The organism is Bacillus sp. PK3-037, assembly GCF_054161355.1.
This window is the reverse complement of the sequence record NZ_CP096408.1, coordinates 2737407-2762142: the sequence shown is the minus strand read 5'-3', so window position 1 is coordinate 2762142 and position 24736 is coordinate 2737407. Positions and strand designations below refer to the sequence as shown.

22 protein-coding genes are annotated in these 24736 nt (G+C 45.6%); 14 read left to right on the top strand and 8 right to left on the bottom strand.

Going from position 1 to position 24736, the window contains the following annotated elements:
• Positions 1-11: 11 nt before the first annotated feature.
• From M1D69_RS14090 to steT, 5 genes are all read right to left on the bottom strand, one after another.
• Positions 12-182 (bottom strand): type II toxin-antitoxin system SpoIISB family antitoxin, encoded by a 171-nt coding sequence (locus M1D69_RS14090; RefSeq protein ID WP_024121090.1) that lies wholly within the window; start codon positions 180-182, stop codon positions 12-14.
• Positions 182-928, bottom strand: coding sequence for a type II toxin-antitoxin system SpoIISA family toxin (locus M1D69_RS14085; RefSeq protein ID WP_268508727.1), 747 nt, complete (start codon positions 926-928; stop codon positions 182-184). The genes M1D69_RS14090 and M1D69_RS14085 overlap by 1 nt, the downstream gene beginning before the upstream one ends.
• A 108-nt stretch (positions 929-1036) precedes the next feature.
• Positions 1037-2038, bottom strand: a complete 1002-nt coding sequence (locus M1D69_RS14080) for an inorganic phosphate transporter (protein WP_044156221.1) — start codon at positions 2036-2038, stop codon at positions 1037-1039.
• Between the two features lie 12 nt (positions 2039-2050).
• Positions 2051-2668 (bottom strand): DUF47 domain-containing protein, encoded by a 618-nt coding sequence (locus M1D69_RS14075; RefSeq protein ID WP_044156219.1) that lies wholly within the window; start codon positions 2666-2668, stop codon positions 2051-2053.
• Positions 2669-2944: 276 nt separating this feature from the next.
• Positions 2945-4261, bottom strand: coding sequence for a serine/threonine exchanger (gene steT / locus M1D69_RS14070; RefSeq protein WP_099042852.1), 1317 nt, complete (start codon positions 4259-4261; stop codon positions 2945-2947).
• Between the two features lie 392 nt (positions 4262-4653).
• Between steT and M1D69_RS14065 the strand changes: the two genes are divergently transcribed.
• From M1D69_RS14065 to M1D69_RS14050, 4 genes are all read left to right on the top strand, one after another.
• The gene (locus M1D69_RS14065; RefSeq protein WP_458105745.1) at positions 4654-5604 is read left to right on the top strand and encodes a ring-cleaving dioxygenase; all 951 of its coding nucleotides are present in this window, start codon (positions 4654-4656) and stop codon (positions 5602-5604) included.
• A gap of 254 nt (positions 5605-5858) precedes the next feature.
• Entirely contained in the window at positions 5859-8024 is a 2166-nt protein-coding gene (locus M1D69_RS14060; RefSeq protein ID WP_458105746.1) for a glycosyltransferase family 39 protein, read from the top strand.
• 11 nt (positions 8025-8035) lie between these two features.
• On the top strand, positions 8036-9007 hold the full coding sequence (locus M1D69_RS14055; protein WP_458105747.1) for a glycosyltransferase family 2 protein: 972 nt from the start codon (positions 8036-8038) through the stop codon (positions 9005-9007).
• A gap of 116 nt (positions 9008-9123) precedes the next feature.
• A protein-coding gene (locus tag M1D69_RS14050; protein ID WP_439024324.1) for an IS3 family transposase occupies positions 9124-10274 on the top strand; the annotation gives its coding sequence in 2 pieces (ribosomal slippage) (positions 9124-9397 and positions 9397-10274; 1152 coding nt in all).
• Positions 10275-10765: 491 nt separating this feature from the next.
• On the opposite strand, the gene htrA is transcribed toward M1D69_RS14050, so the two are convergent.
• Entirely contained in the window at positions 10766-12127 is a 1362-nt protein-coding gene (gene htrA / locus M1D69_RS14045) for a serine protease HtrA (RefSeq protein WP_458105748.1), read from the bottom strand.
• Positions 12128-12308: 181 nt separating this feature from the next.
• On the opposite strand from htrA, the gene proG reads away from it, so the two are divergent.
• The 10 genes from proG (at position 12309) to M1D69_RS13995 (ending at position 22680) form a co-directional block, all read left to right on the top strand.
• On the top strand, positions 12309-13127 hold the full coding sequence (gene proG / locus M1D69_RS14040) for a pyrroline-5-carboxylate reductase ProG (RefSeq protein WP_458105749.1): 819 nt from the start codon (positions 12309-12311) through the stop codon (positions 13125-13127).
• Positions 13128-13254: 127 nt separating this feature from the next.
• Positions 13255-14079, top strand: a complete 825-nt coding sequence (gene dppA, locus M1D69_RS14035) for a D-aminopeptidase DppA (RefSeq protein WP_458105750.1) — start codon at positions 13255-13257, stop codon at positions 14077-14079.
• Positions 14080-14094: 15 nt separating this feature from the next.
• Complete coding sequence (dppB, locus tag M1D69_RS14030) at positions 14095-15021, top strand: dipeptide ABC transporter permease DppB (protein ID WP_044156207.1); 927 nt, start codon at positions 14095-14097, stop codon at positions 15019-15021.
• Positions 15022-15026: 5 nt separating this feature from the next.
• Positions 15027-15989, top strand: a complete 963-nt coding sequence (gene dppC, locus M1D69_RS14025; RefSeq protein ID WP_458105751.1) for a dipeptide ABC transporter permease DppC — start codon at positions 15027-15029, stop codon at positions 15987-15989.
• Between the two features lie 4 nt (positions 15990-15993).
• Complete coding sequence (locus tag M1D69_RS14020) at positions 15994-17001, top strand: ABC transporter ATP-binding protein (RefSeq protein WP_458105752.1); 1008 nt, start codon at positions 15994-15996, stop codon at positions 16999-17001.
• A gap of 18 nt (positions 17002-17019) precedes the next feature.
• Complete coding sequence (locus M1D69_RS14015) at positions 17020-18651, top strand: peptide ABC transporter substrate-binding protein (protein ID WP_458105753.1); 1632 nt, start codon at positions 17020-17022, stop codon at positions 18649-18651.
• A gap of 107 nt (positions 18652-18758) precedes the next feature.
• Complete coding sequence (locus M1D69_RS14010) at positions 18759-19700, top strand: S66 peptidase family protein (RefSeq protein WP_429659269.1); 942 nt, start codon at positions 18759-18761, stop codon at positions 19698-19700.
• Entirely contained in the window at positions 19697-20797 is a 1101-nt protein-coding gene (gene ykfB / locus M1D69_RS14005; RefSeq protein WP_458110414.1) for an L-Ala-D/L-Glu epimerase, read from the top strand. Before M1D69_RS14010 ends, ykfB begins: the two co-directional genes overlap by 4 nt.
• Positions 20794-21684 (top strand): C40 family peptidase, encoded by an 891-nt coding sequence (locus M1D69_RS14000; RefSeq protein ID WP_458105754.1) that lies wholly within the window; start codon positions 20794-20796, stop codon positions 21682-21684. Before ykfB ends, M1D69_RS14000 begins: the two co-directional genes overlap by 4 nt.
• Positions 21685-21696: 12 nt before the next feature.
• A complete protein-coding gene (locus tag M1D69_RS13995) occupies positions 21697-22680 on the top strand; it encodes an ABC transporter ATP-binding protein (RefSeq protein WP_458105755.1) in 984 nt (327 codons plus the stop codon).
• A gap of 38 nt (positions 22681-22718) precedes the next feature.
• On the opposite strand, the gene M1D69_RS13990 is transcribed toward M1D69_RS13995, so the two are convergent.
• The gene (locus M1D69_RS13990; RefSeq protein WP_458105756.1) at positions 22719-23768 is read right to left on the bottom strand and encodes a lactonase family protein; all 1050 of its coding nucleotides are present in this window, start codon (positions 23766-23768) and stop codon (positions 22719-22721) included.
• An 89-nt stretch (positions 23769-23857) separates the two neighbouring features.
• On the bottom strand, positions 23858-24718 hold the full coding sequence (locus tag M1D69_RS13985) for a dimethylarginine dimethylaminohydrolase family protein (protein WP_458105757.1): 861 nt from the start codon (positions 24716-24718) through the stop codon (positions 23858-23860).
• Between the last annotated feature and the right edge of the window lie 18 nt (positions 24719-24736).

Genomic DNA, 24736 nt, shown 5'->3' with positions numbered 1-24736 from the left:
TTTTAGTGTGATCATGCTTTTTTTCGTTTATACTCATCAATCAGCCGTTCGTTTTCTTTGAAGATTCTTGCTGTGTGCGGACTGACTTGATAGCTTGCGACACTGGTGGTTGAACGTTTTTTCAGGATTTTGAACGGTTTCTTTGCCCGCGGATGGCATCCGTTTTGAAACGCGTTTTCCATTATCCTTCACCTTCCTCCTCAATTGGCAGCACCAAATCATATATGCTCGTTAATGATGTGAAAAGCAAATAATCAAATTCTGTTACAATACTGTCAGACGTCAGTTTGATGACATAGCTCTGTGTCTCGATTGTAAAGGGAATGAGCACTACTTTTCCATACTGGTCGTAATAGACATCCTTTCGATCCAGCCTCGTTTGCACGTCAGCGGGATCCTCCATGTGCTCGGTTAACCGGTCTTTATCAGGCTGTGTCGAATAGTGACAAAGGCTGGCCGACAGATTCATTTTATCAGCATAGGTTTTCAGCAGTTTATCAATTCCTTCAGCATATGCTTCTATACTTCCATAATAAACATGAATCGGTTCGTTTTTCAATAGATATTGATATGTTTTCAGCCGATCGAGATACATGTGGAGCATTTCGTTGTTTTCTTCGAGAATTTCTCTTGTGTCTGTTTCCAGTTCACTGCCGGCCAGTTTTTTCACATAAGCGCTCAAAAAGATAAAAGCGTCAATTAAAGCAAAGCTGACAGCGACAATGACATACCGTTCCCAGTTTGTGAACAGAGAAGAGGGATCATATGTCCAGTATATCATGGCGCCCAAAACAAACAGCAAATACCATGTTTTTCGGATGGCGGACATTTTTTCTTTGACCTTCGCTTCGAACCGCCATGTGGCGTATACGTATAAGCCTAAAGCGGCCATAGTGCACCAGACCATGATTTGAAAGAATAAAAGCATACATCAATCCCTCGCATCTGAAATAGGTTCTGATTATTGTATTCTAGAGATGCGGCTGGTTTTCCTGTTCCATCAAAAAAACCGCTTCTGTTCAGAAGCGGTTCCACATTAAAAAATCATATTTAAAATAAAGTAGGCGATAGCACCAAGTGTTCCTGAAATCGGAAGCGTGATGACCCATGTAATCAGCATGCGTTTTGCCGTGCCCCAGTTTACGCCTTTTACCCGGTGTGATGCACCGACGCCAAGGATTGATGAAGAAATGACGTGCGTTGTACTGACCGGCAAATGAATAAATGTGGCACCGAAAATAATGGCTGCTCCGGTTAAGTCAGCGGATACCCCGTTTACCGGACGGATTTTCATGATCTTTCCGCCGACGGTTTTGATGATTTTCCAGCCGCCTATTGATGTACCGAGACCCATGGCTGTCGCACAGGCGAATTGCACCCAGGTCGGAATGTCATTAGCAGAAGTATGTAAATTCGCCGTGATCAGCGCCATTGTGATAATTCCCATTGCTTTTTGCGCATCATTTGTTCCGTGTGTATAGGATTGCAGGGCAGCTGTTATAATCTGCACTCTGCGGAATTGTTTGTTCGTTTTCGCCAAATTGCTGTCTTTGAAAATCAGCTTGACGATGCTGTAAAGGATAAAACCAAGAACAAAGGCAATGATCGGTGATAAGATCAGCGCTTCAATGATTTTAATGAATCCCTTATAATTTAAAGCTCCAAATCCAGCTGCCGCAATTGCAGCACCGGCAATCGCCCCGATGATCGCATGGGATGAGCTGCTTGGAATGCCGTAATACCAAGTGAGCAGGTTCCAGATTATTGCTGCGACTAAAGCAGCTAAAATAACAACAGAGCCATTTTCCAAAGTATAAGGGTCAACAATATCTTTTGTAATGGTTTTGGCAACGCCTGTAAAGGTCATCGCTCCGATAAAGTTCATCACAGCCGCCATTATAATAGCATGGCGCGGTTTCAGCGCTTTTGTCGATACTGAGGTCGCAATTGCGTTCGCTGTATCATGAAACCCGTTGATGAAATCAAACGCCAAAGCAAAAATCACAATTAGTATCGTTAATATTAAGAGAATATCCATTATAACCCCTCGTTACGCGTTTTTCATAATGATGGTTTCAAGATTATTGGCAACACTTTGGCAAGAGTCAGCAATTTCCTCAAGCGTTTCGTAAATTTCACGATATTGAATCACTTTAATCGGATCTTTTTCTGTTCCGAAAAGATTTTTTAATGATTTTCTGTGCAGGTTGTCACAGCTGTGCTCATACTCTTTAATTTTGATCGCGTGAGGCTGAATATCCTTTAAGCGGTTTTCTGCCAGCAGCTCAATTGTAATCAAAATTTCTTTCGCGCATTCTCGGATATACCCGCTGAATTTATCGATATGTTCGTCTGAAGAAGTGATTGAGAAAATCTCCATCATGGCAGAAAAATGTTCGATTCCGTCCAGCACATCATCCAGGCTGTTTGTCAGCTGAAGAATATCTTCGCGCTCAATAGGAGTGATAAAAGCTTTGTTAAGCTCTTTGATCATGACATGAACATGATTGTCACCTTTTGTTTCAAATTCCTTTAACGTATCTGCAAACTCCTTAAGCGTCGTTTGGTTTGTGACTTTAAAGTTTACAAAATATTCTGCAGTTTCGTCTATATTTTTTGCAATTTCTGTTAAAAGGAGTGAAAACTTATCTTTTTTTCTTCTTATCATTAAAAAACCCTCCATTGTTTGAATGAGACAATGCACACATCAAATTATTATATAGCCTTTTGTCGAAAAAAAACAGGAAAAGTCGAAAAAAACGCGGCTTGACTTTTTCGATAAAACGTGTCTCCTTATTTTGGCCTACTTCACCTCAAAAAAACGAACCAAGTTTGCAAAATCTTTCTGGTTAACGTAAAAAGTATATCAAAAGTTGTGTTTTTTTTGTCAACATTTATCTTCTGATTCACCAAAAAACGGTTCCCTAAACAAGGGAACCGTTTTTTAGCTGGCTTTTCGTTTTTGCATCCAATAATACACAGGGAGTCCGGCCAGACCGATAAGAATTGATAATCCGCAGCTTAATGTGTCTGTAATGAGTGTGCTTCCCAATACAAAGAATGAACCTGCGATCGCCAATATCGGCATGAACGGGTAAAGCGGAACACTGTAAGCGCGCGTTTTTCCCTTTGTTTGTTTGCGAAGAATAAATACTGCAAAAAAGGCCATTACATAAAAGATATAGATCATAAAAATAGAGATTTCAGAGAGCTTATCAGGATTACTGATGAGCATCAGGATGATCGCCACAGCGATTTGGAAAGAAATCGCAATCCACGGTGTGCGGAATGTCGGGTGCACGCGGGACAATTTCTCAGCAAAAGGCAGTTGTTTTCGTTCTGCCATCGCAAAGGTCACACGCGGGAAAGAAAGAACCTTTCCGTTTAAACAGCCGAAGATGCTGACAATAATTCCGATACTGACCAGCTTTCCGCCGATTGAACCGAACAGCATACTGGCAGCAGTGCTTGTCGCATTTTCTCCAAGTGTCACAATTTCGTTTGCGGACAGGATGTGAAGCAGCGCAAAATTAATGAAGATATAAATGGCTGTTACGATTAACAGTCCGCCAGTCATTGCGCGAGGCAGAAGCTTTTCAGGATTTTTCATTTCTCCGCCGAGAGCCGCAAGCAGGATCCATCCGTCATAAGCAAACAATGTGGCCAAAATGGCTGCTCCGAAATTCATATCAGAAATGCTTTCGTTTACTGCTGTAAAGATATGCTGATCGCCTTTCCAAAGGCCGAAAATAATGATACAAGCAATCGGAATCAGCTTTCCGACCGTAGTCAGCGTTTGAACAAAACCGCCGTATTTTGTACCGATAATATTAATGACACATAAAAAGATAACTGCGATAATACCGATTACCTTTGATAGTCCTGAACCCCAGCCGAAAAGATTCGCCATTAAAGATCCAAAATATAAACCGAGTGCCCCGATAATCGCCGGGCCGTAAATAATGATCTGCACCCAGCCGCATAAAAATCCCCAAAACTCGCCGTATACTTCTTCAAGGTACGTATAAAGTCCGCCTGTTTTCGGAATCTGCGTACCGATTTCTGCAATCGTCAGTCCGCCTGCCAGCGTTAATATACCGCCTAACAGCCACGCAAATAGCGCAGTTTTTGAGTCTCCTGAATAAGCGAGCACAGCACCGGGCTTCATAAAAACGCCGGAACCGATAATGGTTCCAATAACAAGAGTAAGGGCAAACAAGAGGCCTATCTCTTTTTTTAAACCGTTTTCTTCAGTATGCATGTCCTTAACCTCCTATGATGAAGCTTCGTGATGAAGAATCTATTTTTCATATTGTAAACCCTATTTTAGAAAAGTGAAATAAAATAAATTTTCTGATTTTCGATATTTGCTTTATTTACATTCGTAAAATCTATGAAATCGTCTATTTTCTATCTCTTGAAACGAATAAAATTGTGTGTAATCTTATATAAAGTTCGTGTTTTGTGAAAGGTGTTCAAGCTGAATGAACACATTAAACGGCTGACAGCGGGACTTAGCAAGGTGCCGGATCTAGATGAAGCTGATATGTTGACTTTCGTATGTGAATAAAATACCTTGTAATTAGGAAAATAAATATACATCTTTAATATAATATCTTGAAATCGAGATAAATTACCCTGGAGGGACAGCATATGAAAGTCAACGGCATTCACCACGTGTCCGCATTAACAGCTGACGCGCAAAAAAACTTAGATTTCTATAGTAAAGTTTTAGGATTAAAACTCGTCAAAAAATCCGTAAACCAAGATGAACCGACGATGTACCATCTATTCTACGGAGATGAAGTGGCAAATCCGGGAACGGAACTGACGTTTTTTGAGATTCCCCGCATTGCGCCGTTTCATGCGGGAACAAACAGTATTTCTTCTATTGGATTGCGTGTTCCAAGCACAGAAGCGCTGCATTACTGGAAAGAACGTTTTGAAGAGCATCAGGTGGCGCATAGCGGCATCGCCCAAAGAGCCGGACGTGACATATTGGCGTTCGAAGACCATGAAGGACAGCGCCTTGTGCTGACTGCTGATGAGAAAGGCAAAGGCTATGGTCTGCCTGTTAAACAAAGCGGCATTCCGGAAGAATTTTCATTTCGCGGGTTAGGGCCTGTTGAACTGACAGTGCCGTACGCTGAACCAACATTACATGTATTAACCAATATTCTTGGGTTTACAGAGATCAGCCGAGAGCCGGTTGAAGGACAGGGGACAGCGGTCATTTTAGAATCTGGAGAAGGCGGTGCGGCCACAGAAATCCATTTAATTGAAAGAAATGATCTTCCGCGCGAACGTCAAGGAAAAGGAAGTGTCCATCATGTCGCATTTCGCGTGAGAGACGAAGAAGAGCTTGCCGGATGGCACCGCATCATCAGCCGGGAAGGCTTTAGCAACTCAGGCATCGTTGAGCGCTACTATTTCAAGGCGCTGTATTTCAGAGAACCGAACGGCATTCTGTTTGAATTATCTACAGACGGTCCGGGCTTTATGGTTGATGAAGAAATTGATGAGCTTGGCCAAACCATCGCTCTTCCGCCATATCTTGAGCATAGAAGAGAGGAAATTGAAGCAAAGCTGAAGCCGATTCAATAACGATATATTGTGATTCTTTGCCTTCCGGCGTCACCGGAAGGCTTTTTTGTTCAAAAACGGCTTACATAAATAGCGTGGTTGATTAGGTAAAAAATATCAGAATTAGATCAGTATAAAGACCCAAAAACTTTTCCTTTTATGGACTGATCGTATGAATTGATTATGGCAAAAATATTGCCTTTGTTTATTAATAGTTTTTTCACATTTGCTTGTTACACTATTTCAAAGTTAGACGAAAAGGAGTGAAGACACACGTGGAAAAGAAAAAACGCGAGCTGGACATCTTCCTGATTCTCATTTTGCTCGCATCTGCATTTTTAAATATCTATAACATCTGGAATGATGATACGGTGAATCCTTATTACACCGCTGCAGTCACAAGTATGATGCAAAGCTTTCATAATTTTTTCTATGCCTCATTCGACGCCGCGGGGTTTATAACGGTTGATAAACCGCCTATTACGTTCCAGATACAAACCATCAGCGCACTTATATTCGGTATGCACGGCTGGAGCGTCATCCTGCCTCAGGCACTTGCTGGTGTAGGTTCTGTCCTTTTAATGTATCTGTTAATAAAACCGACATTCGGTAAGACGGCAGCAAGAATTGCCTCCTTCATCATGGCATGTACACCTATTGCGGTGGCTGTGGCCCGGACAAACAACGTTGATGCATTACTGGTATTTTTCTTATTGCTGGCTACATGGCTTCTCTTTAAAGCCATCAGAAAAGGAAAGCTGATCTGGCTGTTAGCAGCATTTTTCGTTGTTGGTGCAGGTTTCAACACAAAAATGCTTCAAGCTTATATGATTTTGCCGGCTTTCTTATTGTTCTACCTGATTGCGGCAAACGCCACAATCAAGAAAAAAATCGTTTCATTGGTAAGTGCGTTAGCCGTATTAGCAGCCGTTTCGTTATCGTGGCCGCTCATTGTTGACAATATCCCTGCAAGCAAGCGGCCTTATATCGGAAGCAGCCAGACCAACTCTGTTTTGGAATTGGCTTTCGGATATAACGGGATTCAGCGGCTGACAGGCCAAAATTCCGGCGGCGGTCAGGGCGGGTCAAGCGGAGACGCACCAAAAGAAATGCCTTCTGCGGAGAACAGTTCATCTGACGCTCAGGCACCGCCTAATCAGTCATCAAGCAGCAGCTCATCAAACGATGGCAAATCTGCAAATGGCACTATGACGGCACCGCCATCCAATGGAGAAATGCCAAGCGGCGGTCAAGGAGGCCCTCCAAGCGGCGGAGATGGCGGCCAAGGGGGACCTGGCGGAGACGGAGGGAAAGGCGGAACAGGAACCGGCTCAAAAATGCAATCAGGTTCAGGAATGTTTGGAACGGGAACACCTGGTCCACTGCGGCTTTTCCAAACAGAGTTATCTGATCAAATCAGCTGGCTTCTGCCATTTGCGATTTTTGGAATCGCAGGCTTACTGATCGCTGGCGCGAGAGAAAGAAGAAGATTATCTATAGAGCAGAAGGAAACGGTATTCTGGGTTGCGTGGCTTGTACCGATTGCCGGATTCTTCAGTGTCGCAGAATTTTTCCATCATTATTATCTCATCATGCTGGCACCGCCGATTGCGGCTCTTGTCGGTGCGGGGTGGGTTGCCCTTGTTCATCTGTACCGCAATCAGACAGGCTGGAAATCATGGCTTCTGCCGGGAGCAATCATTGCGACAACTGGATTTGAATTGTTTATTCTCAGAAACTACAACGATCAAATCGGTGTTGGATGGAGTATCGGCGTAGGGGTTATCGGCGTGTTGTCAGCGATTGCTTTGCTGCTGTTCAAACAGCGCCAAAAACCGATCAGTTATTATACTTCGCTTGCAGCTCTTCTCGCATTGCTGGTGATGCCGATGTATTGGGCAAGCACACCGCTATTGTACGGTGGCAACAGTTCACTGCCTGAAACAGGCCCTCAGCTCGCATCAATGAGCGGAAAAGGCATGGGAATGTCTGATGCGACTGTAAATGAAAAACTGATCAAATATCTAGAGGAGAATAACTCTGGGGCTGAATACCTATTCGCCACAACCGATTCGAACACAGCGGCGCCATATATCATTAAAACGAAAAAAGCTGTCATGGCTATTGGCGGATACAGCGGTTCTGACCCGGCGATCACACTGACTCAATTCAAAAAACTTGTAAAAGAAGGAAAAGTGAAATACTTCTTGGCTTCTGGAAGAGGAGGCGGAAACAATGACATTGTTGAATGGGTTGAGAAAAATGGAAAAGAAGTGGCATCAGACAAATGGCAATCAAGTTCTGATCAAAAAACAGAAGATACTGATTCAGCTGATACATCAAGCAACAGCAAGGCTTCAGGCCAAACCGGCAAAATGGGCGGCGGACCTGGCGGAATGAACCAGTCAGCAACATTATACGAACTAAATGCTGATGAATAGGAGGAAAAAACATGAGCAGACATATTCAATATTCAATTGTTGTACCTGTGTATAACGAAGAGCTTGTCATTCATGAAACCTATCAGCGCTTAAAAGAGGTCATGGATCAAACGAAGGAAAACTACGAGCTGCTTTTCGTCAATGATGGCAGCAAAGATCGCAGTGTTGAGATTTTAAGAGAACACAGCCTGATCGATCCGAGAGTGAAGATTATAGACTTTTCAAGGAATTTTGGGCACCAGATCGCGATTACAGCGGGAATGGATTATGCACAGGGGAATGCAATCGCCGTCATTGACGCCGATCTGCAGGACCCTCCTGAACTGATTTTAGATATGATTGAAAAGTGGAAGGAAGGCTATGAGGTCGTATACGCCGTACGGACAAAACGAAAAGGGGAAACCTTTTTCAAAAAACAGACAGCGGCCATGTTTTACCGGCTTCTCAGCAGCATGACAGATATTGATATCCCGATTGATACCGGGGATTTCCGTCTCATGGACAGAAAAGTCTGTGATGAAATGAAAAAATTAAAGGAAAAAAACCCTTTTGTCCGAGGACTCGTCAGCTGGGTAGGCTTCAAACAAACGGCAGTTGAGTATGTACGTGATGAAAGGCTTGCCGGAGAAACGAAATACCCGCTTAAGAAAATGCTGAAGCTTTCAATGGACGGCATTACGACATTTTCACATAAACCGCTGAAGCTGGCAAGCTATGTCGGGGTCTTAATGTCAGGCGCAGGATTTCTGTACATGATTATCGTACTGTATTTGAAGCTGTTCACCGACAGCACCATTACCGGCTGGTCATCTCTTATCGTCATCCAGCTCCTGTTCAGCGGCATTGTGCTTCTGATACTGGGCATGATTGGTGAATATATCGGCAGAATCTATGATGAAGCCAAAGACCGGCCGCTTTACATCGTACAGAAATCGTACGGGATTGAAAATAAAAGACTCTATAGAGACCAGCATATGTCCTAACCTGAAACCCCTGTCCATTACGGGACTGACCCCATAAGATGAGACAAATAAAAAACACCTTCAAGTTTGAAAACGGATGATTGTTAGCCGAAATTAGACTTGGAGGTGTTTTTTCTATGGGGAGAAGAGTGAGTTATCCGGTTGAAGTGAAACAGAAGGCTGTAGAAATGAGATTGGCAGGCGTGCCTATGAAAGAGATCATGGAGAAATTAAAAATTAAGAATAAGACACAGATTAAGACGTGGGTTAGATGGCATAAGGCTGGGGATACACATAGATTCGAACAGCCTGTTGGAAAGCAATACACTTACGGAAAAGGGCCGGAGTATGCTTCCGATTTAGAGAAACTGCAGGCAGAGAATCGTTATCTGAGACAACAAAATGAAGTTCTAAAAAAGTACAACGAATTGGAAAGGAAGTTGATAGCGAAACGTCAGTCGAACTTGTAGAAGGATTGCGCAGCACAATGACCGTGCAGGATATCTGTATTCATTTAGGTATCTCTCGAGCGTCTTATTATCGTTGGAAGAAGAATCAGACGAAAGATCATCCCAAGCGCTATTTTGAAAAACAAATCGGCACGTTGTGCCGAGAGCACAAGTATCGATATGGATATCGGAAAATCACAGCCATACTAAAAAAGACAATGCGTATCAACCATAAAACGGTTCAGCGTATTATGCAGAAAAATCAATGGCAGTGCCGGGTTAAGGTGAAAAAGCGCAAGAAGAATGGGCAGCCATATGCCGTGGTCGATAATATGTTGGATCGGAATTTTCAGTCTGATCGCCCTCTTGAAAAACTAGTAACGGACATCACATATTTGCCTTATGGACAGAAACAATTGTATCTTTCCAGTATATTAGATTTATACAATGGAGAAGTGATTGCTTTTACGATTGGCGATAAGCAGGACACAGACTTTGTCTTAAACACACTTGATCAGCTGCCAACGCTGCCTGAGAACTGCGTGTTACATAGTGACCAAGGATCTGTGTATACATCTTACGAGTATCAAAAAGCTGTTAACACAAAAGGCATTACCATGAGCATGTCCCGCAAAGGGACGCCCGCTGATAATGCCTCCATCGAATCGTTTCATTCCTCACTAAAGTCTGAAACGTTCTATCTTAACAGCATTGATCGAACCACGACCGCCATCGTAGAACGCACTGTCAAAGAATACATTTATTATTATAACAACATTCGTATTCAAACGAAACTAAACAGCCAATCACCGATAAGCTATCGGCAATTGGCTGTATAAAAGGTGTTTTGATCCCTGTCTCAAAAACGGGGGTCAGTCCCTACGGACAGGGGTTTTTATATGTTCTGCATGATGATCAAAGTAAAAGATGCTGATATAGAAGAAAGAAGGAGAGAAGAAGGAACTGTGAACTTTTCAGTGCGGTTCAGGCGAGCTGAAATCAGCTGTTAGATTGAGGGGTTTTTAAGAAACGCATAATCACAGCAGTGCCTGTTATGTTTAATAGAATACTGGCCCCCAGTGTAACTCCCCATGCCAATGTTGATGCAGGAAGGAGAAAGCTCAGCATCAGAAAAGCCAATCCTGCGCAAATTATGCTCAATCCCACGGTTTTCATGTCATTCGTCCTTTTTAAACAATGCTTCAAGCATCTGATTAGAATGATGTCAGCCTGTATCATATAGGGTGCTCGGCAGAAAGTTTCATAGAGTATACAGGTCTTTTGTCTATTAAAAAGCCTCAGACCGCTTTTGCGGCCTGAGGGGCTTTTCTTAAGAAGGTGTTTCTTCTTTTTGATCGAGTTTGATTTTTTTCGTCATTTCTTTTCCGTTTCTGAGAATTTTCACTTCGACGGTGTCGCCGATATTTGCGTCTTTATATAGGATATTTCGCAATTCGCTGCCTGTATTGATTTCTTTTCCTTTTAAGCTGATGATAATATCTTCAGCTTTTAGCCCGCCCTTTGCAGCAGGGGAGCCTGAAGCGACTTCACGGATGTATACGCCTTTATTCAGCTGGCTGCCGAATAAGCCAAGTGTGCCTTCTTGATAGTTTTGCGGCACCTGTTCCAAATCGAGCATGCTGACACCGATATACGGACGTTCAATTTGCCCTTTAGACAACAATTCTTCAGCTATCGGTTTTACGTCATTGCTTGGAATGGCAAAACCGATGCCCTCAACATCGTCTTCACTGATTTTCATACTGTTAATGCCGACAATTTTGCCGTCTGTATTTAACAATGGACCGCCGCTGTTACCCGGGTTAATCGCGGCATCAGTTTGAATCACGTTAATGCTTGTTTGACCGGCTGAGGTTGACATTGAAACTGTTCTATCCACGCCGCTTACAATTCCTTGTGTTACTGTGCGAGACAGGTCTTTTCCGAGCGGGTCTCCAATCGCAATGACGGTTTCGCCTGTTCTGAGATCTGATGAATCACCGAAGTTTGCTACCTTTGTTACGTGGTCATCACTGATTTGAAGAACGGCTAAATCTGTTAAAGAGTCACTGCCTACGAGCTTAGCTGTCACATCAGTGCCGTCGTATAAAGACACCTTAAGTGAAGTTGCGCCTTCTACAACGTGGTTATTCGTAATGATATAAGCCTTGCCGTTCTCTTTTTTGAAAATGACACCCGATCCTGAGCCGCTTTCTGTATCTTCGCTTGAATCAGAGCTGGAACCGGAAGAGCCAGAGCCAAACAAAGAGTTGTTTGACTGAGCCTGAAGGTTTGTGATGCCGACAATCGCCGGTGAAAGGTCTTCCACCATATCTGAGATTTTAGAAGAATCCTCACTCTTAAATGCAGATGAGCTTGTCGAGCTTTTGCTTGATTCAGAGGATGTGCTTTTAGCTGTAACAGATTGAGTTTGCTGCTGGCTGGACGTCTGTTTCGCTGCGTCCTGAGAATCGTGGTCGCCAAGCGGTGTGAACGTATAAATGCCAAGGGCGAGACTTCCGCCGATGACTCCGCCGAGCAGCGGCCTGAACCATCCGAATCCGCGTTTTTTCTTCTCTTGATCATGAATCACATTGCGGGCTGAGTAAGACGGGTTTTGATCATTCTCTTTCGTTAAAAAAACCTCATTCTCTTGTCCTTCTGTTCTATTTTCGTCACGATAGTTATCCATCATGTTCACTCCGTTTCTCTCTATTTTCAACAAATTACATTTTACTTATGGTCGTTTTATGACTTGAGTTTATCATAAACAAAAACTGTGGGATAAAAATGAAAACATTATGGGAAATTGTGAAAAAGTGCGAAAAACGGTACACTTTATAAGGAATATTGTACATGAAAGGGCTGAAACGATGGAGTCAATCGGATTGATCGGATATGGCAGCATGGCGGATATGATCGCCAGGCAGCTGCTGAAGCATAAACAAATAGAGGAAAATGAGCTGTTTGTTGAGACAAGAACTAAGGGGGGGCGGCTTCAGGCTTTGCTCGCTGATTATCCAGACGTTTCGGCAAAACCGCTTGAGATATGGGCGGAAAAGTGCGCCTTGATCTTTATATGCGTCCCGCCGCTCCATGTCATTGAGACAGTGCGCCGGCTTCACCCGTATGTGAACCGGAACACTCATATTGTGTCCATTGCGGCAGGTGTGGCTCTGCGGCTTTTAGAGGCTGAAACGGCAGCTGGAATATCACGGGTGATTCCGGCCATTACATCTGAAGCGGAAGCCGGTATCTCACTGGTTGTTCACAGTGAAGCACTGGCGGCACAGAAGAAAGAACGTTTGGATGCACTGTTATCGGCTTTCAGCAGTGTGCGAGAAATAAAAGAATCCAATTTAGATGCCGCCAGTAATCTGACGAGCTCTGCTCCGGGCTTCATCGCCGCAGTGTTTGAAGAATTAGCGCTGTCGGCTGTGAGAAACAGCGGCCTGACAAAAGAAGAATCCTTTGATTTCCTGATACACTCACTGTATGGGACAGGCAAGCTGCTGATTGAAAAGAAGATGTCCTTTGAGGAGACGCTGAACCGTGTTGCAACGAAAGGCGGAATTACAGGAGAGGGAGCGGCGGTGATACGTGCCTCTGTGCCGCATGTTTTTGATCAAGTATTTGAAAAAACGCTCGAAAAATATGAGCAGCTGACAGAACAGGCAGCAAAAGAAACATGAATCCTTGAAAGAGGGTTCTTTTTTATCTCTGAACATTAGTGATTTTTCCCAGCTATATTGCATTTTTCCTCTTTTTTTAATATAATCTGTTAGAATATTCATAATTTAGTAAAAAAGGAGGAGCGTTATGAAACTGTACATGTCAGTAGATATGGAGGGTATTTCAGGTCTTCCGGATGATACCTTTGTTGATTCCGGCAAGCGTAATTATGAACGCGGACGGCTGATCATGACCGAAGAAGCAAACTACTGTATTACCGAAGCGTTTAACAGCGGGTGTACGGAGGTGCTGGTAAATGACAGCCATTCGAAAATGAATAATCTGCTGGTTGAAAAGCTTCATCCGGAGGCGGATTTGATCTCCGGCGATGTTAAACCATTTTCGATGGTGCAGGGGCTGGATGATACTTTCACGGGTGCGTTGTTTCTCGGTTATCACGCAAGAGCCTCAACTCCCGGTGTCATGTCCCATAGCATGATTTTCGGTGTCCGTCATTTTTACATAAATGATCATCCTGTCGGTGAGCTTGGATTAAATGCTTACGTGGCCGGTTATTACGATGTCCCGGTATTAATGGTAGCCGGTGATGACCGGGCGGCCAAAGAAGCTGAAGAGCTCATCCCGAATGTCACGACAGCTGCTGTTAAACAAACGATTTCAAGGTCTGCAGTCAAATGTCTGTCGCCTGCTAAAGCCGGCCGGCTGCTGACAGAAAAAACCGCATATGCCCTGCAGAACAAAGATAAAGTTAAACCGCTTACACCGCCTGACAGGCCTGTATTAAGCATTGAATTTGCCAATTACGGCCAAGCTGAGTGGGCTCATCTAATGCCGGGTACAGAAATCAAACCGGGAACCACAACCGTTCAATTTCAGGCGAAGGATATGCTTGAAGCCTATCAGGCTATGCTTGTCATGACTGAACTGGCAATGCGAACATCATTCTGCTAAAGGGGTGTTAAGGCTTTGGCAAGATATATAATGAAGCGTTTTTGGGCAATGGCAGCTACGATTTTGGTCATTACCACCCTGACTTTCGTTCTGATGAAGGTCATTCCCGGATCTCCTTTTAATGAGGAGAGGGGCACAAATGAAGCGGTTCAAAGAAATCTCGAAGCCTACTATCACTTAGACGATCCTCTCATTATCCAATACATCATCTATCTAAAATCCATCATTACATTCGATTTTGGCCCTTCTATTAAAAAACCGTCAGACAGCGTAAATGATATGCTGGAACGCGGATTTCCCGTTTCCTTCGAACTTGGGATGGCAGCGATTGTCATTGCTGTGATCTCAGGGCTGATACTTGGCGTAACTGCCGCGCTGCGCCGCAATGGCTTTTTGGACTACGCTGCGATGAGCCTCGCGGTACTCGGCATTTCCATCCCGAATTTCATTATGGCGACGTTGCTTATTCAGCAGTTTGCCGTCAATTTTAAACTATTTCCCGCCGCTACGTGGACGAGCCCGATCCATATGGTGCTTCCGACCGCAGCGCTTGCAGTTGGACCGATGGCGATTATCGCCAGGCTGACAAGATCAAGCATGGTCGAAGTCCTGACACAGGATTATATCCGCACAGCGAAAGCAAAAGGGCTGTCTCCGCTCAAAATTATCGTAAAACACGCACTCAGAAACGCGCTCATGCCCGTCATTACCGTACTGGGAACTCTCGTTGCCAGCATTTTAACAGGAAGTTTTGTGATTGAAAAAATCTTTGCCATTCCCGGAATGGGTAAATATTTTGTTGAAAGCATTAATCAGCGGGACTATCCCGTGATTATGGGAACGACCGTTTTTTACAGCGTCATTTTGATCGTAATGCTGTTTTTGGTCGACTTGGCCTACGGTCTGCTGGACCCGCGCATTAAACTGCATAAGAAAGGGTGAAGCGTATGAATCTCCCTGTACAAACAGATGAACGCCAGCCGCAGCAGCACGCTCAGGTGCCGGACGAATGGTTTGTTTCGAATCAGAAAAAGACCCAAGAGACCGATTCAGTCAAACGGCCGAGTTTGTCCTATGCGCAGGATGCCTGGAGGAGGCTGAAGAAAAATAAACTAGCGATGGCCGGGCTTTTTATTCTTTTATTTCTATTTGTGATGGCAGCAATCGGCCCTTTTTTATCTCCTCATAGTGTCGAGCGCCAATCGCTGACAGAACAAAATCTCCCGCCTTCTGCCGATCATTGGTTCGGTACCGATGAGCTTGGCCGGGACGTGTTCACACGAACATGGTACGGAGCGAGGATTTCGTTATTTGTCGGAGTGATGGCCGCACTGATTGATTTTTTGATCGGTGTCATTTACGGAGGCATTGCAGGCTATAAAGGCGGCAGAACAGACAGTGTCATGATGCGGATTATTGAAGTGCTGTACGGGCTGCCGTATCTTCTTGTTGTCATTTTGCTGATGGTCTTGATGGGTCCGGGGCTCGGCACCATTATCGTAGCGCTGACTGTTACGGGATGGGTCGGCATGGCGAGAATTGTAAGAGGCCAAGTGCTGCAAATAAAAAATTACGAGTATGTGCTCGCCTCGAAAACCTTTGGTGCGAAAACCTTTCGCATCATCCGCAAAAATTTGCTGCCGAATACAATGGGCGCGATCATCGTACAAATGACTTTAACTGTACCTACCGCCATATTCGCAGAATCATTTTTGAGCTTTCTCGGTCTCGGCATTCAAGCGCCGTTTGCCAGCTGGGGTGTGATGGCGAATGACGGCCTGCCGACCATTTTGTCCGGGCATTGGTGGCGCCTGTTCTTTCCTGCCTTTTTCATCTCGTTAACGATGTACGCGTTTAATGTGCTGGGGGACGGATTGCAGGATGCACTGGACCCTAAGCTAAGGAGGTAGCTGTATGGAGAAAGTTCTGTCAGTCAATGATCTGCACGTTTCTTTTACGACTTACGGCGGGACGGTTCAGGCTGTCAGAGGCGTAAGCTTCGATTTGTACAAAGGCGAAACATTTGCCATTGTCGGTGAATCGGGCTGCGGCAAGAGCGTCACCTCTCAAAGTATTATGGGACTGCTCCCGCCCTATTCAGCGAAGGTGACAGACGGCAGCATTTTATTTAAAAACAAAGACCTTTGCCGTCTCTCTGACAGAGAAATGAGGAGCATAAGGGGCGCGGACATTTCAATGATTTTTCAAGACCCGATGACGGCGCTAAACCCGACGCTGACTGTCGGCGACCAGTTGGCGGAAGCGCTTCTTCGTCACAAAAGGATGACGAAAAAGGCGGCTGAGAAAGAGGTTCTTTCCATGCTTGCACTGGTTGGCATTCCGGATCCTGAAGCACGCCTGAAGCAGTACCCCCATCAATTCAGCGGCGGCATGAGACAGCGGATTGTCATTGCGATGGCGCTGATCTGCGAGCCTGATATTTTAATAGCGGATGAACCGACAACTGCCCTTGACGTCACCATACAGGCGCAAATACTGGAACTGTTTAAAGAGATTCAGCGGAAAACAAAGGTTTCTGTCATTTTGATCACACACGATTTAGGCGTGGTTGCCCAGGTTGCTGACAGGGTTGCTGTTATGTATGCCGGAAAAATAGCGGAAATTGGCACAAGAAAAGATATATTTTACAAGCCGCAGCACCCTTATACAAAAGGGCTGCTGAATTCTGTCCCGCGGCTGGATCTTGATGGCGCTGAGCTGATTCCGATTGACGGCACGCCGCCGGATTTATTTTCACCGCCGCCGGGCTGCCCATTTGCCGCCCGCTGTCCGAGCAGAATGATCGTGTGTGACAGGGTATACCCTGATCAAACTGTTCGATCCGGCACGCACACTGTACACTGCTGGCTTCAGGATAAACGGGCTGAGCATGCTGTGCTGCCGGGAGCGAAGGATGAATAACAAAAAAGGGGGAAGAGGATGAAGAGAGTGAAGAAGCTATGGGGAATGGGCCTTGCACTGGGGCTTTCATTTGCGCTGATGGGATGTACAGCAAATGAGCAGGCTGGAAAAGAAAGCGGAGAAGATAAGGCAAAGACAAGCGGAGAAAAGGTACTGTACTTAAATAATGAAAATGAACCGACCTCGTTTGATCCGCCGATCGGTTTTAATAACGTGTCTTGGCAGCCGTTAAATAACATCATGGAAGGGTTAACGCGCCTCGGCAAAGACAATGAACCGGAGCCGGCGATGGCAGAGAAGTGGTCTGTGTCGAAAGACAAGAAAACGTACACATTTACGATTCGGGAAAATGCGAAATGGACGAACGGAGATCCTGTGACAGCCGGAGATTTTGAATACGCTTGGAAACGGATGCTTGACCCGAAAACAGGAGCTTCTTCCGCGTTTCTCGGCTATTTTATTGAAGGCGGCGAAGCCTATAACAGCGGAAAAGGGAAAAGAGAAGATGTGAAGGTGGCGGCAAAGGATGATCACACCCTTGAAGTGACGCTTGCCGCACCGCAAAAATATTTCCTTAGCGTGGTGTCAAACCCGGCGTATTTTCCGGTTAACGAAAAAGTCGACAAAGAAAATCCAAAGTGGTTTGCTGAAGCCCATACATTTGTCGGCAACGGCCCGTTTAAACTGACGGAATGGAAGCATGATGACAGCATCACAATGGAAAAAAGCGATACGTACTGGGATAAAGAAACCGTGAAGCTTGACAAAGTGAAATGGGCAATGGTGAGTGACAGAAATACAGATTACCAAATGTTCCAGTCCGGTGAATTGGACACCGCATACGTACCGGCTGAGCTCAGTGACCAGCTGCTGGATCAAGACAACGTGCACATCGTTGATCAGGCGGGTTTATACTTTTACCGCTTTAATGTCAATATGGAGCCGTTCCAAAATGAAAACATCAGAAAAGCTTTCGCAATGGCTGTTGATCAGAAGGAAATCGTAAAATACGTCACGAAAAACAATGAAAAACCGGCACACGCTTTTGTTTCGCCCGGGTTTACACAGCCTAACGGCAAGGACTTCCGGGAAGCGGGCGGAGACCTGATCACACCAAATGAAAACAAAGCGAAGCAGCTGCTGGAAAAAGGAATGAAGGAAGAGAAGTATGACAAGCTGCCTGCGGTCACGCTTACTTACAGTACGAAACCGGAGCATAAAAAGATTGCTGAAGCCATCCAGCAAAAATTGAAAAACACCCTTGGCGTCGATGTGAAGCTGGCCAATATGGAGTGGAACGTGTTTTTAGAAGAGCAAAAAGCGCTTAAGTTCCAATTCTCACAAAGCTCATTTCTGCCTGACTATGCGGACCCTATCAGTTTTCTGGAAGCCTTCCAAACAGGAAATTCGATGAACCGTACAGGCTGGACCAACAAAGAATATGATCAGCTGATGAAGCAGGCGAAAAATGAAGCGGATGAAAAAACGCGTTTTTCACTCATGCATAAGGCGGAAAAGCTTCTCATCAATGAAGCGCCGATCATTCCGGTTTATTTCTATAATCAGGTCAATCTGCAAAACGAACATGTAAAGGACATCGTCCGGCACCCTGTCGGCTACATCGATTTAAAATGGGCCGATAAAAACTAACGCTGGATTGAGAAAATACTGCTCTCTTTTATGTAAAGGAGCGGTATTTTTTCTCTTATTTTCACGTATACGTAGGGTGCAGAGCAAATGAAGGGAGCTGATCGGAGTTGAATCACAAGCCGAACGCGCTGAAAAAAGGCGATACAGTCGGTGTCATCGCACCTGCAAGCCCGCCTGATCCGAAAAAGCTTGAAACGGCGCTTTTGTTTTTAGAGGAACTCGGTCTTCAGGTAAAGCTGGGCAAGGCGCTGAAAAACCAGCACGGCTATTTAGCGGGACAGGATGATGAGCGGCTGGCTGATCTGCACGAGATGTTCAAAGACCAGGAGGTGAAAGCGGTGCTGTGCGCATGCGGAGGCTTTGGCACGGGACGGATCGCTTCAGGCATTGATTACAGCTTGCTCCGCAAACATCCTAAAATCTTTTGGGGGTACAGTGATATTACGTTTTTACATACCGCCATCCATCAAAACACTGGCCTTGTCACTTTTCACGGGCCGATGCTCAGCTCAGATATTGGCCTGGAAGACGTTCATCCGCTGACAAAAGCGTCGTATGAGCAGCTCTTTCAAGAGACAGTATTCACCTATACAGAAAAGCTTTCTCCGCTGACGGTGCTTGTTCCGGGAAAAGCGGAGGGAGAGCTTGTCGGCGGCAATCTTTCCTTGCTGTCATCGACACTCGGCACGCCGTTTGAAATTGATACGAGGGGAAAGCTCCTGTTTATTGAAGATATTGATGAAGAGCCGTATCAAATTGACCGGATGCTGAATCAGCTGAAAATGGCAGGGAAGCTGGCGGACGCAGCCGGTATTCTTGTTTGTGATTTTCATAACTGCATCCCGGTGAAGCGGGAGAAATCTTTGACACTTGAGCAGGTGCTCGAAGACTATATTGTGTCCGCCGGAAGGCCTGCTCTTAGAGGGTTTAAGATCGGCCACTGTTCGCCGAGTATTGCCGTTCCGATCGGTGCGCACGCTGCCATGGATACAGCCGAAAAAACGGTCGTCATTGAGGCGGGCGTTTCTGAAGGGGCGCTTTCAGTATGAAGATCACAAAAATAGACACGAAACGGGTCGTCGTGCCGCTGACAAAGCCGTTTAAAACGGCGCTTCGCACAGTGTATACGGCCGAATCTGTTATCGTAACGATCACTTATGATAATGGCGCAATCGGATGGGGAGAAGCGCCTCCGACGATTGTGATTACCGGAGACAGCATGGACAGTATTGAAAGTGCGATTCACAACGTCTTAACGCCGGCACTGCTTGGAAGAAGACTGTCCGGCTGCGAGGCCATTCTGCATGACATCCAGCATCTTCTGCAAGGGAATCAAAGCGCAAAAGCAGCTGTAGAAATGGCTGTATACGACGGCTGGGCGCAGATGAGCGGACAGCCGCTTTACCAAATGCTCGGCGGATATCGAAGCACACTTGAAACGGATTACACCGTCAGTGTGAACTCGCCTGAAGAGATGGCGGCCGATGCAGAGAGCTTTCTTAAACAAGGCTTTCAAACGCTAAAAATAAAGGTTGGCAGAGATGACATTGAGACAGATATCGCCCGTATTCAAGAAATCAGAAAGCGTGTCGGGTCCGGGGTAAAGCTGCGTTTGGATGCCAATCAGGGATGGGTGCCGAAAGAAGCGGTAACGGCCATTCGGAAAATGGAGGATGCCGGCCTGGACATTGAGCTTGTCGAGCAGCCTGTCCATAAGGATGATCTTGCCGGGCTCAAGAAAGTTACGGATGCAACGGACACCCCAATTATGGCTGATGAAAGTGTATTTACTCCGCGACAGGCGTTCGAAGTCCTTCAAACCCGCAGCGCCGATCTGATCAATATTAAATTGATGAAGGCAGGAGGAATCAGCGGTGCAGAGAAAATCAATGCCATGGCTGAGATTTGCGGGGTGGAGTGCATGGTCGGCAGCATGATCGAAACCAAGCTCGGCATAACAGCTGCGGCGCATTTCGCGGCAAGCAAAAAAAACATTACCCGCTTTGATTTCGACGCCCCGCTCATGCTGAAAACGGATTTGATCAAGGGCGGGATTATTTACAGCGGCAGCACGATTACGATGCCTGACAAACCTGGTCTTGGCATTACCGGAGTCGTGCATCAGAAAGGAGGGATGGAGACATGAACCATACTGTTATATCAGCAGTTGCCAACGTATGGACATCACCTGATACACCTCGTCCATTTGATCACACCGTGCTTGATCCGACCGTGTCGATCAGAGAATGGCTGAAGAGCATGACCTATGATCAGCGGCTTGGGTTATGTACAGATAATGTGATCCAGACGCAGGTTCTCTTTGGCGAGGAGGTGCTGGTCACGGCAGAACAGGATGAATGGGTGTCTGTCGTTGTGCCCGGCCAGTCATCCCGCAAGGATAAACGCGGTTATCCGGGCTGGATGAAAAAGAGCCAGCTGAAAAACACAAATCTCACACAATCGAATCACACCGTGGCGATCAGCAAACCAACAGCTTTTTTGTATGGGGATACCGGAGATAAGGAAATTGAACTGAGCTTCTTAACTGCTCTGCCGCTGATTGAAGAAGAGAATGGATTTTTCAAGGTAGCGACTCCTTTTGGAGAAAGGCTCCTGCGACAAACTGATGCGGTGCTTGTTCAGAATAAGAAAGGAACGGCGGAAGACATCATTCAGACAGGGGCAAGTTTTCTCGGGCTTCCTTATTTATGGGGAGGTATAAGCGGGTTTGGATTTGACTGCTCTGGTTTTATGTACAGCGTATTTAAAGCAAATGGATACAGGATTCCCCGTGATGCGGGAGACCAGGCGAAAACAGGGAAGGAAGTGCCGCTTCACGACATTGGTGCCGGTGATCTGCTGTTTTTTGCATATGAGGAAGGAAAAGGAGCAATTCATCACGTTGGTCTGTCCATAGGAGACGGAAAAATGCTCCATTCTCCTAAGACTGGGAAATCGATCGAAATCATCACGCTGAAAGATACAGGATATGAAAAAGAGCTTTGTGCGGCACGCCGCTGTTTTTCAGAATGAGGAGGGAGACACATGACACCACTGCTAGAGGTCAGTCAGCTGAAAATGCATTTTGACGCAGGGAAAAAGCGAACAGTCAAAGCGGTCGACGGGGTAACCTTCCAGATTCATGAGGGGGAGACGTTCGGACTTGTCGGAGAATCCGGCTGCGGGAAATCAACCTTGGGAAGAGTGCTGATGCGTCTTTACCATCCCACAGAAGGAAGCGTCAAATACCGCGGAACAAATCTTCACGCCCTCAGTGAGAAAGAGCAGTTTGCCTATAACCGCAAACTGCAGATGATTTTTCAGGACCCTTATGCATCGCTCAATCCGCGGATGACCGTTCGAGAAATCATTCTAGAGCCGATGGAAATTCACAATCTTTACAATACTCATAAAGCAAGGCTTCTCGTTGTGGACGAGCTGCTTGAGGCAGTGGGGCTTCACCCGGATTTCGGCAGCCGTTACCCGCATGAATTCAGCGGCGGTCAAAGGCAGAGAATTGGGATTGCCAGAGCGCTTTCATTGAATCCGGAGTTTATCATAGCGGACGAGCCGATTTCTGCGCTTGATGTGTCGGTTCAGGCGCAAGTGGTTAACCTGCTGAAGCGGCTTCAAAAAGAAAAAGGGCTCACATTTCTGTTTATTGCCCATGATTTATCGATGGTAAAGCATATCAGCGACAGGATCGGCGTTATGTACTTAGGCCACATGATGGAAATTACAGATAGCGGCACATTGTATCGTGAACCGCTGCACCCGTATACGAAGGCGCTGCTGTCCTCGATTCCGATTCCGGACCCTGAATTAGAGGACAAGCGTGAGCGCATCATTTTAAAAGGGGAGCTGCCGAGTCCGGTCCATCCGCCGAGCGGCTGTGTGTTTCGGACGCGCTGCCCGGAGGCAATGCCTGAATGCGGAGAATCACGCCCTTTGCTTCAAGAAATCGAAGCCGGCCGTTTCGTTGCCTGCCATTTATATCGAAATACTGAAACGAAAGAAAAGGTGAGATAAACAAAAAGCTGGCTCCGTTGTTGGGAGCCAGCTTTCTTTTATGATTGCTGTAAAAATTTCACGCACACCGGATAAGGGACAGAAACGCTTGAAGGAAGCAGCGTCAGCCGGCCTGTCTCTGTGTCTCTTTCAAACAATATGAGATTGCCTGTTTCTTCATTTGAAGCAACGAGGAAGGTCTCCGTTGGATCCAGCACAAAGTCACGAGGCCAGTTTCCTTCAGTCGATACTCTTTCCACAAATGCCAGCTCGCCTGAATATTGATTCACTTCAAACACAGCGATGCTGTCATGGCCGCGGTTTGCAACGTAAACAAAACGCCCATCCTGAGTGACGTGAATGGCGCTTCCCTGGCTGTTATCTGTAAAATCATCAGGGATGGCAGAGACGACTTGAAGTTCTCTGAATTCGCCGGCTGTCGGATTGTATTCAAGCGCAATCACTTCATTGCTTAATTCTGTCATGACATATGCGTATTTTTCTTTCGGGTGAAAAGCGATATGACGAGGGCCTGCACCGGGAGCGAAGGAATGGCTTCCGGATTCAGTTAATTCACCGTCTTTCAGCTTATAGGTGTACATCTTGTCTGTCCCTAAGTCAACCGCTACGACATAATTATGTTCAGGTGTAAAGCCCGCATAGTGTGTATGCGGCTTTTCCTGTCTTTCGTGCGGACCCTTTCCTGTATGGGCGGCTTCTGAAGCGGGAGATTGCAAACTTCCGTCTTGTTGAACCGGAAAAGCGTGCACCTTCCCGCTGTGATAGTTGGCTGTCAATACGAATTGCTGATGATCATCGACACTCACGTGGCATGGCGATGGGCCATCGATTAACTGATGATTCAGAAATGTTAATTCGCCGCTGTTTTTATCGATTTTATAGGCAGCAATACCGCCTTTACCGTCTGCTTTTTCAATTGAATAAAGAATCGTGTTGTCTTTATTCGGCGTCACATATGTGGGGTTTCCCAGCTTTGCGGCAAGCTTTGGCTCGCTGAGTGTTTTTTTCTCAGTATCCAGCTCGAATGAATAAATGCCTTCACTTCCGCCTTTTGTATATGTTCCGACATATCCTATGTACTTTGTCATGCGATTTCCCCCTTAAAAATGATGTCATCTCTATATTAACGTATCTTAAAGAAATACGCTGTTCAAAACATGAAAAAGGGGAATATTCTTCATTCGCCTCGAATGAGCGGCATCGTACAGCATCTGAAGGAACCGCCTGATTTGATAATTTCTGACAAGTCAATTTCGATGATGCGATAGCCTCTTTTGGATAATTCACGATTCACATGACGATTGCCCGGCAGGCTGATGATGGTCTTTCTGCCGATAGACAGGACGTTTGTGCCAAGTGTAAATTGTTCGTTTTTGGGTACCTCAATGAGATTGTAACGCTCTGCCAGCATATCGACTTCCTGCTGCGGAAGGGCTTCAGGGTAGATTAATGCTTCGCTTTCAGAAATGATATTAAATACGCAGTCCAGATGCAGAAATTTTTCATGGAGCGGAACTGGGATGGTGGTATATTCAGGAAGCTCTTCTTGCAGCTGGCCGACCGCTGAGATGTCCGTGCGCTGGCTGATTCCGACATAAACGGTATCGCCATCTATGACGACGTCCCCGCCTTCAATGCTAGTATCCAGCATCCGGGTATATGGAATCCCTTGATTGTGGAAAAATTCTTTTATCACAGCTTCTTCCCCTTGGCGAATGGGCTCAGTCATGCTGGAAAGAAAGGCTTTTTCCCCGATGACAAAACCGATATCCCGGGTAAATACCTGCTCAGGCAGTCCGTGCTGAACAGGCAAAAGGATGACCTCAATGCTGTGTGACCTGAGCTCTTCTACTAAGCGTTCGTGCTGCTCTTTGGCGGTTTTGACCCGAATATTGTCATCCTCAAAATGTTTTTGGGTTTCATTAATAACGTCCTTAATTGTCATATGCTCGGGTTTGCATAAAATAACTTTCTTCATGGTGTCATACTCTGTTTGGCATACCGTTTTGTGTTGATGTTTTGGAACGGATACATCCATTTGTTTCTCCTCCTGACC

Coding starts and splice junctions, on each gene's coding strand:
- M1D69_RS14090 (WP_024121090.1), bottom strand. CDS start 182: ATGGAAAACGCGTTTCAAAACGGATGCCATCCGCGGGCAAAGAAACCG.
- M1D69_RS14085 (WP_268508727.1), bottom strand. CDS start 928: ATGCTTTTATTCTTTCAAATCATGGTCTGGTGCACTATGGCCGCTTTA.
- M1D69_RS14080 (WP_044156221.1), bottom strand. CDS start 2,038: ATGGATATTCTCTTAATATTAACGATACTAATTGTGATTTTTGCTTTG.
- M1D69_RS14075 (WP_044156219.1), bottom strand. CDS start 2,668: ATGATAAGAAGAAAAAAAGATAAGTTTTCACTCCTTTTAACAGAAATT.
- steT (WP_099042852.1), bottom strand. CDS start 4,261: ATGCATACTGAAGAAAACGGTTTAAAAAAAGAGATAGGCCTCTTGTTT.
- M1D69_RS14065 (WP_458105745.1), top strand. CDS start 4,654: ATGAAAGTCAACGGCATTCACCACGTGTCCGCATTAACAGCTGACGCG.
- M1D69_RS14055 (WP_458105747.1), top strand. CDS start 8,036: ATGAGCAGACATATTCAATATTCAATTGTTGTACCTGTGTATAACGAA.
- htrA (WP_458105748.1), bottom strand. CDS start 12,127: ATGGATAACTATCGTGACGAAAATAGAACAGAAGGACAAGAGAATGAG.
- proG (WP_458105749.1), top strand. CDS start 12,309: ATGGAGTCAATCGGATTGATCGGATATGGCAGCATGGCGGATATGATC.
- dppA (WP_458105750.1), top strand. CDS start 13,255: ATGAAACTGTACATGTCAGTAGATATGGAGGGTATTTCAGGTCTTCCG.
- dppC (WP_458105751.1), top strand. CDS start 15,027: ATGAATCTCCCTGTACAAACAGATGAACGCCAGCCGCAGCAGCACGCT.
- M1D69_RS14020 (WP_458105752.1), top strand. CDS start 15,994: ATGGAGAAAGTTCTGTCAGTCAATGATCTGCACGTTTCTTTTACGACT.
- M1D69_RS14015 (WP_458105753.1), top strand. CDS start 17,020: ATGAAGAGAGTGAAGAAGCTATGGGGAATGGGCCTTGCACTGGGGCTT.
- ykfB (WP_458110414.1), top strand. CDS start 19,697: ATGAAGATCACAAAAATAGACACGAAACGGGTCGTCGTGCCGCTGACA.
- M1D69_RS14000 (WP_458105754.1), top strand. CDS start 20,794: ATGAACCATACTGTTATATCAGCAGTTGCCAACGTATGGACATCACCT.
- M1D69_RS13995 (WP_458105755.1), top strand. CDS start 21,697: ATGACACCACTGCTAGAGGTCAGTCAGCTGAAAATGCATTTTGACGCA.
- M1D69_RS13990 (WP_458105756.1), bottom strand. CDS start 23,768: ATGACAAAGTACATAGGATATGTCGGAACATATACAAAAGGCGGAAGT.
- M1D69_RS13985 (WP_458105757.1), bottom strand. CDS start 24,718: ATGGATGTATCCGTTCCAAAACATCAACACAAAACGGTATGCCAAACA.